Source organism: Spirosoma fluminis (genome assembly GCF_054778895.1).
Map to the genome: position 1 here is coordinate 688,845 of NZ_BAAGZD010000003.1, position 14,044 is coordinate 702,888.

The 14,044-nt window shown below is 54.0% G+C and carries 6 protein-coding genes; 4 read left to right on the plus strand and 2 right to left on the minus strand.

From position 1 onward, the window contains the following. The first annotated feature begins 551 nt into the window (after positions 1-551). The 3 genes from ACYVBJ_RS04770 to ACYVBJ_RS04780 all read left to right on the plus strand — a co-directional run bounded on the left by ACYVBJ_RS04770 (position 552) and on the right by ACYVBJ_RS04780 (position 6,584). On the plus strand, positions 552-1,112 hold the full coding sequence (locus ACYVBJ_RS04770) for an RNA polymerase sigma factor (RefSeq protein ID WP_460981146.1): 561 nt from the start codon (positions 552-554) through the stop codon (positions 1,110-1,112). A gap of 118 nt (positions 1,113-1,230) precedes the next feature. After that, positions 1,231-5,550: a choice-of-anchor Q domain-containing protein gene (locus ACYVBJ_RS04775; RefSeq protein WP_460981147.1), complete on the plus strand. Its 4,320-nt coding sequence runs from the start codon at positions 1,231-1,233 to the stop codon at positions 5,548-5,550. Positions 5,551-5,999: 449 nt separating this feature from the next. After that, a complete protein-coding gene (locus tag ACYVBJ_RS04780) occupies positions 6,000-6,584 on the plus strand; it encodes a hypothetical protein (RefSeq protein WP_460981148.1) in 585 nt (194 codons plus the stop codon). Positions 6,585-6,711: 127 nt separating this feature from the next. Here the strand turns inward: ACYVBJ_RS04780 and ACYVBJ_RS04785 are convergent, their stop codons facing one another. After that, positions 6,712-7,356, minus strand: coding sequence for a response regulator (locus tag ACYVBJ_RS04785; protein ID WP_460981149.1), 645 nt, complete (start codon positions 7,354-7,356; stop codon positions 6,712-6,714). Beyond that, positions 7,319-9,466, minus strand: coding sequence for a tetratricopeptide repeat-containing sensor histidine kinase (locus tag ACYVBJ_RS04790; protein ID WP_460981150.1), 2,148 nt, complete (start codon positions 9,464-9,466; stop codon positions 7,319-7,321). Before ACYVBJ_RS04790 ends, ACYVBJ_RS04785 begins: the two co-directional genes overlap by 38 nt. A gap of 528 nt (positions 9,467-9,994) precedes the next feature. Between ACYVBJ_RS04790 and ACYVBJ_RS04795 the strand changes: the two genes are divergently transcribed. Then, positions 9,995-13,882, plus strand: a complete 3,888-nt coding sequence (locus tag ACYVBJ_RS04795; RefSeq protein WP_460981151.1) for a lamin tail domain-containing protein — start codon at positions 9,995-9,997, stop codon at positions 13,880-13,882. The last annotated feature ends 162 nt before the right edge of the window (positions 13,883-14,044 follow it).

Genomic DNA, 14,044 nt, shown 5'->3' on the forward strand with positions numbered 1-14,044 from the left:
CAGACATTAGTTGGCTGCTCTCCTGGCGTACGCTGGCTGGTTGCTCGAGTAGCCGACCTGGACATTCCATCAGAGTTGTCCGTTAAAAAATAGACCAACTAGATCATTTTAGTGCCTTTTTGGCCATAATGCACCAAATGTGCACCTATTTGGTCGAAATATGCACATCGGTGTGCTGGCTTCCGGCTAAACTTGCACAGGCATTCGGTACTGAAAAAGCCCCGTTTTTATCGCCCGATTTGGGATGGTGATCTGGCCTTGAATACCCTCGGATCTCCCGCTTTTTTACCCGTACCAACTCCTTTGTGTATGCTTTACCTGTTTGTCCTTTACCCGCTCATGCCCACCATCGACTACCCCGTAAAGGCGGTCAGGAGAATTCGGTAGGCAAGTGAAACCCGGCCTCAACAAACAAGTAGTTCTGAAACATAAGGAGAATAGCCGTGAAGTGACCAATCATCCCCTGGATAAGCCTCGTCCCCAGGCGATGGGTACTTATTCAGGGGATTGTCACTCCCGTAAGTGGCCGATTACATTCTAACTTAACGACGATGAAAAAACATATCCAGGCCGACGAGCAACTCGTCCACGCTTGCCAGACGGCGACCTCATCCCACAGCTTTGAAATGCTCTACCAGCGCTACCGGGATAAGGTGTATCGGACCTGTCTGTCCTTTACAAACGACACCCAGGTTGCCCAGGATTACGCCCAGGACATCTTCTTGAAAGTGTTCCATAAGCTGGACTCCTTTGAGTACCAGTCCAGCTTTTCCACCTGGCTCTACGTCATTGCCCACAATCACTGTCTGGATCAGCATCGGCTCCGCAAGCGGTTGCCCACCGAGCCCCTGGCACCGGACCAGGTCCGGACCCTCTCCGACAGTAACTCTTTTGCTGATGAGGCTGACGAGGATCTACTCCGGCTCATGGAGCGGCACCTGGCCCTGATGTCCCCGCCGGAAGCAGCCTTGCTTCGACTCAAGTATGAGCAGGGCTTGTCCATTGTAGCCCTCAGCCAGCACTATCAGCTCTCGGAAAGCGCCATCAAAATGCGCCTGAAGCGGTCCCGCGATCGGTTGCGGAATCTCTGTGTCGGGGAGGGGAGTGAGTAACCGATGTTTCGTTCACCTCCTGGCGAAGGTCTCACTGTCAACGAGTCAGGTAGACCCCACCCCCAATCATGAATCAATTTCTAGTCTACGTAAACAACATATTCAACCAATCATCGCTATGACGCATTCTTTACCTTCCTTTACCCGTTACCTGGTGCGAGCCCTCAATCTGCTCGTGCTGCTCTTAAGCGTTAGTCTACTGGCTCAGGCCCAAACCATTCGCTACGTGCGCACCGACGGCGCCAACGCCAACCCGGCTACGGCTACCACCTGGGCCACCAGCACCACCAACCTACAGGGTGCCATCGATGCCAGTGCCGCAGGCGATCAGGTTTGGGTAGCGGCCGGTACTTACAAACCCACCTCAACTGCCGACCGCACCATCAGCTTCTCGATGAAGGAAGGGGTGGCTATCTACGGCGGCTTTGTAGGCAACGAAACCGAACGAAGTGCCCGTCCGGCGGTGAACCCCATTACGGGGAATCCCAACAGCACCACCCTGAGTGGCGATATTGGCACAGCGAACAGCAACAGCGATAACAGCTACCACGTCATTTACAACCTCACTATCCTGACAACCACTGCCATACTGGATGGGTTTGTGATTACGGGTGGCAAGGCTGATGGTAGTGGAACAGGCCAAAACTCCGGCGGGGGGATGTATAATAACGGCTTTGGTACGGGTAATAACTGTAGTCCCTTGATTCAAAACTGCTTTTTCCTGAGTAACAGCGCTACAGAGAGCGGAGCCGCCCTTTTCAACGACGGCTCATTTGGTGGTCGTAGCAATCCCGTAATAACCAACTGCTCGTTTGAGAACAATTCGGCTTCCTCGGGCGGGGCAATCTTCAACAAAGGAGATTCCAATGGCTCTAACACCGGGGCCGACAGTAGCCCTGTACTGACCAACTGCTCGTTTCTAAGCAATTCGGCTACCGCAGGTGGGGCTATGGTTAACACTGGGCAGTCTGGTGGCCACAGCAGTCCCACACTGACGAACTGCTCGTTTCAGAACAACAGGGCTACAAATGTGGGCGGTGCTATGGTTAACAATGGCATATATTCTGGCACTAGTAATCCCATACTGACCAACTGTTCCTTCCAGGGCAACTCTGCCACAAGAGGTGGGGCGATGTACAACGATGCGTATGGTGATGGCACAAGCAGCCCGACGCTAACCAACTGCTCGTTTCAGAACAATTCGGCTTCTTCGGGCGGGGCCATGTACAGCAAAGCAATTGTTGGCACGGCCATCAGCATCCCCATGTTAACCAACTGTGTGGTGTTTGGTAATGGAGGGGGCAATACGTTCGCTAGAGAAAGCTCCTCCCCTGTCGTGGCTACATACAGTCTCTTCGAGAATACTGTAGGAGACTATTCAGGTAGCAACAACCTGACTACTGATGTTTCGCCCTTTGTGAGCGCTACTGATGCCCGGCTCAACGGCTGCTCACCTGCCATCGACGCTGGCAATAATGCAGTTAATAGCTCCGCCACCGATCTGGCCGGTAACCCTCGTCGCTACAACGGAGGGATCATCGATATGGGTGCTTATGAGTATCAAGCCAACCCCACCGCTATTACTCTATCTGCTCCAGGTATGAGCACAGCCAGCATAAGCGTAGCTTTTAGCCAGTCCTTTGTGGCTTCGGGCGGCAGTAGTCCCTACAGCTATAGTCAGGCTAGTGGTAGTCTACCCACGAGCCTGAGTCTGACTACGACGGGTGAGCTCTTGGGTACGCCCACCCAGACTGGCAGCTTCACCTTCACGGCCAAGGTCTCCGATGCCACCGGCTGTTCGGCGGTGAGCGAGGCCTATGTGCTGACGGTAAACGATCCCACACCAACCCAGACTGCTTCTACCATCCGGTACGTCAAAGCGGGCGCAACGGGTAACGGCACTTCCTGGAGCAATGCCTCGGGCGACTTACAGGCTATGATCAACGCATCGGCATCAGGCGATCAGGTCTGGATGGCGGGGGGCACCTACAAACCCAGCACCAGCGGGCTGACTGACGCCCGAGCCGCCAGCTTTTCACTGAAAGGGGGAGTCAATATTTTGGGCGGCTTCACAGGGGCGGCAGGCAGCGAAGGTAACGCTGGTGCCCGTACGGCCAGCCCTTCGTCTACCACGCTATCGGGCGACCTGGGCACTCCCGGCGAGCAGGCCGACAACGCCTACCATGTCGTCTTAGGCTCCCTTAATGCTGGTGAAGTAGCGCTACTCGATGGCCTCTGTGTGACGGCAGGCAATGCCAACGGCAGTACTGGTACAGACAAACGGGGCGGTGGTATGTTTATCAGTGGTAACGTGTCCCTGGCCAATTGCCTGGTCACGGGCAACACCTGTATTGATCTTGGCGGTGGCATCTATATGCAGTCAGCGACTAGCGGGAGCTGGGATAACTGTCAGATCACGAACAATAGCGCGCCCCAAGGCAATGGCTCTGGAGGAGGGGGGGTGTTACTGAGTTGTTCTAACTACCAGTTGCGCAACTGCCAGTTTACGGCCAACCAGACGTCCTTTCTCGGCGGTGGCCTCTATATAAGTGCATCAACCCTAATTCAGCTAGTGAGTTGTGTCTTTGATCAGAACGCGGCCACTGCCTTTGGCGGGTTCGGGGGCGGACTACACATCACTAGTAGTAGTAATGCGACGATTGTCAACAGCTTCTTTACGCGTAACAGAGGTAACTACGGGGGCGCCTTGTTAACCGGCAACGGGTCGGTAGCCACGTGCATCAATACAACCATCAGGGCGAACACGTCGGGCGTAGCGGGGGGGGCCGTGTACAGCTTTAATGATGGCAGGATTAACCTGACCAATTGCGTCTTATGGGACAATGGCGGACAGAATGCTGCGGCTGGGTTTAATAATTATTTTAGTTACACGTTGACGCCACCCGTCCCTTTTAATTACCACGACCAGGGCGGTAACATCATCGCCACGTTTGATCCCTTTGAGAGTAGCACCGGCCCGGCCCTCAAGGCCTGCGCTCCCGCTATCGATGCGGGCAGCGATGCGGACAACGCGACCACAACCGACGTGCTGGGCAACGCCCGTAAGGTCCGTACCATTGACATGGGGGCGGCTGAATTTAGGGGAACACCCTACACCCTGTCCGTGACGGCGCAGGCTACGCCCTCGGCGGTTTGCGTAGGCAGCAGTACGAGTCTGCAAGCCACCCCAAGCGGCTCACCCAATGCCCCCTACAGCTATATCTGGGTTGCTCCTGGGGGAGCCACGCTGAGCAGTACCAGTGGTAATCCGGTTACGGCCACGCTCACCAACGCGGGGACACCTAACTTCAGCGTCAATGTAACCGACCGGCTGGGCTGCCTGGCCACCGCCAGCGTAAGCGTCACCGCTAATGCATTACCAACCCAATACAATGTTACTGGGGGAGGCAGCTATTGCGCAGGGGGTAGTGGGGTGGTGGTGGGCCTGTCGGGTTCGCAAACCGACGTGAGCTATCAACTTCGACGTGATGACAATGCCGTGGGCAGTCCCGTCGCAGGCACCGGTAGTGCGCTCAGCTTCGGCAGCCAGACCGCAGCCGGTGTCTACACCGTGCAGGCCACCAATGCCAGCACGACCTGCCAGCAAGCCATGAGCGGTTCGGCCAGCGTAACGGTGAACATTCTACCCACACCGGGCCTGACCAACTCCGGTCCCCTCTCCTTTACCAACACCGGTGTGACGCTTACGGCCACAGCCGGGCAAGGTTACAGCTATAGCTTCAGCCAGGGAGCAACCCAACTGAGCCAACCCAACACGGCCAGAGTAACGACAACTGGCATTTACTCAGTAACGATTACAACCACTGAAGGCTGCTCAGCAACGGCTTCCACCACCGTGAGGGGCGGCAACAACCCGACGATCTGTCGAGGAGGAACGGCGGTGATCAACGTAGCAGTGGAGGGTGATCCGGTAAAGTACGAGTGGTACAAAAACAGCCTCACCACGCCCAAGATCATGGAGACGCCCCAGCTCTTCAGAGGTACCGCTACGTCAAGTCTGACCATCATCAACGCCCAGACCAACACCCAGGGTGATTTTTATCTCAAAGTGACTGATCGCTCAGGCACCATCACCCTCTACGGCCCCTATCGCTTGACGGTTGATGCCAGTTGCCGGGCTCGGGAAATAGCTGGGCTGGAAGTGCCCCTGCGGGTAGAGCTGGCGCCTAACCCAATCCAACAGGATCGACTCAGGGCGATAGTGGGCGGTGCTCAGGGACACGCCTTGTCAGTTGAACTGGTCGATCTGAGCGGTAAGCCCATTCATCAGCAGCACTGGAAGCAGGCAGACACGCAACAGCTCATCGACTGGGATATGCAGGCGCAAGCCAGTGGATTGTACATCCTACAGGTGGTTAGCGAAGCGGGCAAGGGGTTACCAGCACAGCATCAGAGCGTCAGGGTAATCAAGCCTTAAAGCTTTTATATTGACAAATACACAACAAGCCCGGAGCTGGTAACGCCGGGCTTGTTGTGTGAATGAGCACCAACAGGTATTTAAAAAAAGGGAGATGTTCTTAACCCGTAAGTCCTCTTCTAATGAAGTTCAGGAGAAGTAGTTGAAGTACTCGCAAAAGTAAGCCTAATCCTTTACTGACTATCAATCGATTATATCAAGAAGCCGTTTCAATCTATCAAAATGAAGTTCTAGAAATCAGGCAGCTATTTTCAAAAGTCTACAAACCGAATAGTATAAGTAAAATTACGTGTCCGCTGTCGTACGATTTTTGTCCGCTATCGGACATATTACGTATTATTCATGAGATATACCATTGGAAATCAGCAGTCTCTTATCTTGGCACGATACTCGCTTTGTGTAGAAACACTACCTGTCTAATCGAACCGCACGCAACTCTTTTCTAATCTATGAAAATGCTATTTACTCTGGTACTACTTGCGGTTGGATTCAGCGCAGTAGCCCAACGGTCGTCTAGCAAAATCGTTACGACCGACGGTCGGCAGCTTCGTATTCGGGTTGACATGGAGCAATCAGGCAACTCACTGCATTACAACCGGTCGTTCGATGTAACAGATCTGGACGCCAGTGCCGTAAAAGCGCTGGAAAGCAGCATTCTCGATTCACTGGATCAGGCTTTTTCGGGGTCTTACCAACGGGTGGCCGTTCGGAAACGCGAACCAAAGCTAAAGAAAACCTCGTGCGACGACGCGACAGCTGCCGTTGTGATTAACAGTGACGCACAGGCTGCCGATCAGGCGCTTCAGGCAAGTACCGACCCAACCTTATCCCTCAGCGATGTGTCCCCGGCTTCGGTGTTGTTTCGTGAAGACAAAGCCAACGGTCGGCTCTGGATGCAGTACATCTTTAAGAAAGACGGCGAAGAACTGGTCATCGAACGGACGGCGAACGTAGTGGGTAAAACCGAACGCGAAAAGCAGGCTATTATTAAAGAAACTGAGCGCAGCTTTGGTATCACCACGGCGAATCAATAAGCCTTCTTCCACAATTCATAGTTCATTATCTTTTCTCATGTAGGGAAAGTAGGCAACCCTCTCCTCGTTTCGACGAGAGGGTTTTGCTTTTTATACGACTCGCCGGTTTCTGGTGCAGCGATGAACGTTACAACCCATGCTCAATGGCGAAACGTACCAGATCAGTCACCTTGTTGATACCCAGCTTGAAGTGAATGTTTTTTCGGTGCGTTTTCACCGTCTCAACGCTCACGTGCATACGCTCGGCGGTCTGCTCGTTGGTTAGCCCTTCACGAATCAGGCGAATCACTTCTACTTCGCGAAAGGTCAGATTCAGGCGTCGGGCAAACACATCGCCAAAGGGGTCGTCGACGGCCTGAGCCGGATTCGCCACAACAGGATCGAAGTAGTAGCCGCCAGCCAGCACCGCCCGGATTCCGCGCAGCAGATCAGCCGTGCTGACCTCTTTAAGGAGATACCCGTGCATACCAGCCCGCTGTACTTCATCAAGCAGTTTCGCCTGATTATACATGGTTAGCATCACCACCCGAACAGCCGGGTAATGGGCAACGATGGTTTTACCCAGATCGATACCGTTAATACCCTGCAAATTGATATCCAGCAGAATCAGATGCGGATCGGTACGTTGAATAACCGGCAAGGCGTCGCTCGCCTGAAACACCTGGCCACAGACGGTCAGATCGGGTTGTTCGTTCAGCAGGCTTTTAAGCCCATCGTTGAAAAGGCGGTGATCATCAATCAGGAGAATGCGAGTGAGCACTTCGGGCTGCATATATCGGCGCTGAATATGGAATATCCAGAACGATTAATGTGCCTGCTTCATTTACATCCCGCCACAAATTCGCTCCAATGTATTCGGCGCGCAAATTACTATTTTTCAACCCGATTCCCATCTGTTCATAGGTTGATGGCGCGGCCCGGCTCCCTAATCCGTCATCCTCAACGGTTATCGTTACGTAGTCGTCGTAGTAAATCAGTTGCACGGCCGCCCGTCTGGCCTGGGCATGTTTTCCAATATTCTGAATGGCCTCCGACACTATGCGGTAGGCGTTCAGTTCCACCTCCAGAGGCAGTTTGCACTCCTGGCCCGACGTAATAAAGGTAAAATACGTCGGTTGCGACGGCTGGCTGTGAACGAGCTGTTCCAGCGCATTCCGCAGGCCGATTCGGCCGAACTCGGGCGGCATTAAATTGTGGGCAATACGCCGGAGATCATCGCTGCTCTTTTTGATGAGTGGCTGAATGGCGTTGAACGCCTGAATCGTTTCGGGCTCGTGGATGTGCTGGCGAATATCGTTAAGTCGGCGGCTGAGCGTAGCCAGCGTTCCGCCGAGGTCATCGTGCAAATCGGCGGCTATCCGCTGGCGCTCTTCTTCCTGATTCTGAATAATACGCACGTCGGTCGACTTACGCTCTTCAGCCAGGCGCAGGTCAGCTTCGGCTTTTCGTTTTCGCAGTTGTACCAGGTACAGCAGCAAGGTCAGCACCCCCAGCACTAGTACCGACAAACTACTGATAAACATAATCCAGTTTTGCTGAGCCCGGTTTTTATCTTCCAGCGCCTGCCGTTCAAAGCTCTGCTGCTGCAAACGTTGAGTGGTTTGCTGGCGATTCAGCGTTGTCTGCGCCCGTTCATTATCCAGCAGGCGCTGCTGTTCACTCAGGCGGGCCTGGCGGGCCAGAGCCTCGGTTCGGGCGCTGGCCCGTAGCCGGTCTACTTCCGCCTGTTTCTGCATAGTCAGCAATCGCTGCGCCTGTAGCTGCTGCGCCTGCTGACTATGCAGAAACAGGCGATCGAACTCGGTTTGCTTCTGAATCGAAATCAATTCAAGGCTGCGCTGTCCGGTGGCTATCGAATCGCGCATGGCAATGTATTTTTTATAATACAGCGCCATGTTTTTCCAGTCCTGACGGCGCTCGTACAAGGTATAGAGCGCCATATAGGCCTGCTCGCGAACAAATCGGCTGGGCTTACGTATCTGTAGCACTTTATGGGCGTACTGAAAGGCCAGTTCGTCCTGCCCCAGGCCGGTATATACACCCGCTAGCGTACCCCAACTGTTCGATTCGCCCTGTGGACGTATCTTCTCCCAGATTTGTTCGGCTTTCTTAGCATAGTAAAGCGCCTGCTCATACCGCTCGTTTTTGAGGTACAATTCGGCTAAATCGTCATAAACGTAGCCATGTTCAGTCTGCGAGCGGCTTTGCGACAGTAAGGCTTCGGCAGCTTTATAATGCTTTTCACTTTCCGTGAACAGGTTTTGCTGGTTGTAGATGGCCCCGATCCGCTGTTCCACATCGATTCGCAGGCTAAGGTTCAGAGGCAGATTCGCGGCCGGTACATGGTTCAGCAAGCTTTGTGCAGAGGTCAGATAACGAAGTGCCGTGGCATACTCTTCCGAAGCTCCGTATAAATCGCCCAGGTTCCGGTAAATATGATACCGGAGATTATTATACTGATTTGTTTCGGGCAGCCTGGCCAGAAGCTCAACGTTGATTTTCAGGGCCTGGGGCGTGTTGTAGTCAATACCGCGGTAGTATTCTTCCGTGAGTAGTTTACCGATCACCTCGTAGAAACGATTGCCACTCAGGCGGGCCTGACGGCTGAGTTCATTCCCGAAATGCAGCGAGCTATCCCGTCGGCCCGGCCATCGTCGGTACAAGTCTCCTAGATAATGTAACGTCTTAAAACGCAGGGTATCGGTTCGGGCGGTCCGGGGTCGGGCGGTCAGCGTTTGATAGCGCTGTTTGGCCAGTTGGGACAGACTGTCCATATAAGCTTTGTCCGTCCGCCGATCCGAAGAAAATACCGGCAACGACTGCGCCGGGGCTTCCTGGAGCTGGAAAAACAGAAACCCGACCAGAATTGAATGCTTTACCAAACTCATTGCAGATGGGTGGCCAAAACGAATTGCAACAAAAAAAACAGATTTACTCAGTTCAAAAAATACCCCGAAAGCGGTATAGCGTTGTCCGCAATAACAAGGGACCTTTGCTGTATCCAAGCGCTATCCACATCATGTTTAGCCATACCGTTTGACTTTCCCTTTCTAAGTAACTTCCCGTAATCCGGGTTAGATCCGTAGCAGCCCTCCGCTGTTGAATCCCAACGATCTACCCGATACGTATCGTTTCCCAGACGCTTGGTTACCCGTTCAGCGAGCATTCGGCAGAAAACACCTGCCAACTGCTCGCTGAACGGGTTTTTCGTTAAACCAATCTTTGTACCTCCAGCTACGTAATATGTTATTATTTAAATGAATAAATATCATGATTTATTAACATATAAAACCACTAGGCTCTAGTATTTTTGTATGTTAATAAATCATTCATCAAACTTTATGAAACAAAATTTACGAACACAGCCACTGATATGGCTGTTCCTGTTTGTAGGGGTAATATTCAGCGCTATGAATTGTGCCGACGCCTGGGCGCAGGCACCCGGCAAGGTAGTGATCAGCCAGGTGTATGGCGGTGGTGGCGCAACTACTGGGACGCCAACGTACACGAATGACTACGTTGAACTATTCAACCAGGGCGGAACGGCTGTCAGCATTGCGGGCTGGTCATTGCAGTATGGCAGCAGTACAGGCAATATTGGGGCAAACTCATCAGCTATTGTTAGTCTGACCGGTACCATTGAGCCCGGTCACTATTATCTTGTGCAACTTGGATCAGCGGGAACCGTGGGATCGGTTTTACCTATTCAGCCAGACCTGACCACACCCAATCTCAACCTAAGCGCGTCCGCTGGAAAAGTAGCTTTGGTAAACAATGCTACTGGTTTGGGATGTGGCGCTACCGCAACTCTCTGTGACCAGGCCAATTTAGGTAAGATCGTTGATCTGGTCGGCTATGGCAGCGCCAACTTCTTTGAAGGCTCAGGGACAGTTCCTACGCTGTCGAACGCCACAGCGGCTATTCGTAATCTCAATGGTTGTACCGACACCAATAATAACAATGCCGATTTTACAACCGGGACGCCTAACCCGCGAAATTCGGCTTCGCCCGTTAATCTGTGCGGTGGCCCGGCTAGTCCGTCCCTCGTAGTCACTCCATCATCGCGCACGGGCATCAACGGACTGGCTTACGTAGAAGGAAGCGGTCCGGCATCGACCACGATTTCGGTGACGGGTTCGTCCCTGAACGCAGCAACGGGCACCATCACGGCTAGTTCGTCGTCAACGGCCTTCATTATATCACCTACAACGGCAACGTTCTCCGGCTCGGCCCTCTCGGCCAGCACATTTACGGTGCAGTTGGAAGCTGGACTAACCGCAGCAAATGGCCCCTACAGCGGCACGATCACCTTTGAGGGCGGGGGCGCTACGGCCGTTGTTCCTGTGAGCGGCACCGTTACGGCCCCACCCGTGGGCGGTATTACGCCAATTGGAACGGCCCGGACGCTGGTCAACCAGACGGTTACCATCCAGGGAACGGTAACCGCATCAGGACAATTAGGCACCAAACAACTGTACGTTCAGGACAATACGGGCGGGGTTCTGGTCTATAGCGGCTCCGGCACCGACTACACAGCGCAGACCCAGATCGGCGACGTAGTGAAATTGCAGGGACGGATCGAGTTGTATCAGGGCGGCATTGAAGTAAACGGCGTTCAGGCGTTCACGCTGGTATCCACCGGCAACCCGGCTCCGATGCCCACGCCCATTACGCTCGATCAGATTGGTAATTATCAGGGTCAGTTAGTGAGCATTACCGGGGCCAGCGTATCGCCGGCCAGTACTACGTTCAGCAGTGGTAACGTAACGGTAAGCACCAGCGTCAACTCCGCTACCGCTACGTTGCGGATCAGCGCCAATTCAGGACTGGTAGGTGCCGGACAACCGACGGCTCCGTTCAGCATAACGGGTATTGCTGACCGCTTCCTGGCCAACGCTCCAACCACCGGTACCGACAATATTCAGTTGCTGCCCCGCCAGTTGTCGGACGTGCAGGGAGCGACGCCCCCGGCGGCCCCTACCGATCAATACTGCGGCAGTTCGCCGGTTTCGGGAAACCTGACCCAGGATCAAACGTTTGATTTCGCTACGTTCAATACCGAGTTTTTTGGAGCGCCCGCCGGTACGATTGTCTGTGCCAATAGAACACTGTCTTATCAGAATCAGGGACCAACCAACGAAACGTTGCAGGCACAGAATGTGAACAAGGTTCTGAGTGCCATCAACGCGGACGTGTTTGTTCTGGAAGAAGTGAGTGATGAGAATCTGCTGCGCAACAACCTGCCCGCTGGCTATGCCTTGAGCTGTTCGGATCGCTTCTCGTATTATTTCCAGGACGATTGCATGCAGACGCCCGACAATCAGGGCTTCGTATTCGGACCGACGAGCCTGGCCCAGAAAGTATGCGTTGCTTATAAAACCAGCACCGTTACATCTGTATCGGCCTCGGCGCTGCTGTCTGACTACTACGGGTTCCCGACCACAACTCCGGCAGCTTCCGCGCCAAATAACTGGTCGTCGGGTCGGTTACCGTACCTGTTTGTGGCCGATGCGACCATCAACGGCGTCACCCGCCGACTGAATATCATCGGGATTCACGCGAAGTCGGGCTCCGCTACCGCCGACTATAACCGCCGTAAGCAGGACATTCTGGATCTGTATAACTTACTGACCAACAGTTCAACGCAGCCGGGCCTTCTGGGTGGGCAGTTTACGAAAGCCAACATCATCATTGCCGGCGATTTCAACGACAACCTGACGGGCTCCATCGCCACGGGCCAGAATTCGACGTACAAACCGTTTGTGGATGATAAAACGAATTTTGCAGGCTTGACCCTTCCGCTGGAAGATGAGCAGAGCTGCAATACGTTCTTCGGAAATGCCGGATCGAGTTTTCTGGATCAAATCATTATCTCGAATGAGTTGTTTGACGCCTACGTTCCGGGTTCGGTGGGGATTCAAACCTCGTTTTCGGCCATCAGCGGCAATTTCACGAACACGACCTCCGATCACCGCCCGGTGTTTGCCCGCTTTGATCTGAGTAAGATTCCCGCTCCGCTCACCACGACGCTGGTAGCCAGCACCTCGGCGGTATGCGCAGGCAGTCCGGTCAATTTCTCGGTATCGGTTAGCGGTCTTTCTACCGGCGATACGTATAGTTATACGATCAGCAACGGGACGAACAGCACCAGCGCGTCGGGTGTTTCGGCAAGCCCTGCGCAGACCAGCCTTGTGCCTACGGTAACCGGTTCGTATACCGTTACGGTGGTAACTTCAGCCAGCACCAGCGCAACCGCCACCAGCGGTAACGTAGCGCTGAACGCACTACCAACCAACGCCAGCCTGACCAGCGGTACGTTAACCTGCACGGCAACGAGCGTTACGTTGACCGCCAGCGCAACGGGTGGCACCGCCTATACGTTGAGTAACGGCCAAACCAGCCAGACAAACGAAACCGGCCAGTTTGTTGTCAGTACAGCGGGAACGTATACCGCAACGATCAGCAACGCAAACGGATGCCTTGCTGCGGCAACCTCAACGGTCGCTAGCAGTACGCTGACACCAACGGTCAGCCTGAGCAACACGGGGCCGCTATCATTTACCAACGCTAGCGTTACGCTCACTGCCAGCGGGGGCAGTTCGTATACCTTCAGTACGGGAGCCGATCAGCAGGGCGGAGTCAGTGGCGCGACGGCAACGGTCACGACCGCGGGGATTTATTCGGTGACGGCCCAGGACGCCAATGGCTGTACGGCCACGGCCTCGACCACTGTTACCGGCGGTAACAGTCCAACAGTCTGCCGCAGTGCGTCGGCGACGATCAATGTGGTGGTTGTGGGGAAACCACTTAAGTATGAATGGTACAAGAACAGCCTGACCAGTCCTAAGCTTATGGAGACACCCCAGCTCTTCCGGGGAACGGCTACGTCGAGTCTGACTCTGATCAACGCCCAGAGCAATACTCAGGGTAACTTCTATCTGAAGACGACCGATCAGTCGGGTACTGTTACCGTCTACGGGCCGTTCCGGTTGACAGTGGATGCGAGTTGCCGGGCCCGTGAGCTGGCCGTTGAGAAGGCGACAGCGGAGCCGGGTTTAACCTTAACCATTTTGGGCAATCCTTTGGTTGATGGTCAGTTAAAAGCGACGATCAGCGGAGCCGCCGGAAAAGCCGTACACGTGCAGCTTATGGATACACGTGGGCACGCTATCTACCAGCAGCAAGCCATCGATCAGCAGCGTATTGACTGGAATCTGAGTACCCATCCGTCGGGACTTTATACCCTACAGGCGTACACGGATCAGCAGCAGGTGATCTATAAAATAGTGAAACCGTAATACCGGATTGACGAAGCCGCTGGTCAGATTCCGGACGGGTTGAGTCCGCAACATCGGGTACACAATCGGACGAAGCCTGTCCAGTTTCGGACAGAGATGTATAGCCAAAAAGCCGTTTCTATCATAGAAACGGCTTTTTTGTTGGTGGCACGTCAGTTGAGC

Coding starts and splice junctions, on each gene's coding strand:
- ACYVBJ_RS04795 (WP_460981151.1), top strand. CDS start 9,995: ATGAATTGTGCCGACGCCTGGGCGCAGGCACCCGGCAAGGTAGTGATC.
- ACYVBJ_RS04770 (WP_460981146.1), top strand. CDS start 552: ATGAAAAAACATATCCAGGCCGACGAGCAACTCGTCCACGCTTGCCAG.
- ACYVBJ_RS04780 (WP_460981148.1), top strand. CDS start 6,000: ATGAAAATGCTATTTACTCTGGTACTACTTGCGGTTGGATTCAGCGCA.
- ACYVBJ_RS04775 (WP_460981147.1), top strand. CDS start 1,231: ATGACGCATTCTTTACCTTCCTTTACCCGTTACCTGGTGCGAGCCCTC.
- ACYVBJ_RS04785 (WP_460981149.1), bottom strand. CDS start 7,356: ATGCAGCCCGAAGTGCTCACTCGCATTCTCCTGATTGATGATCACCGC.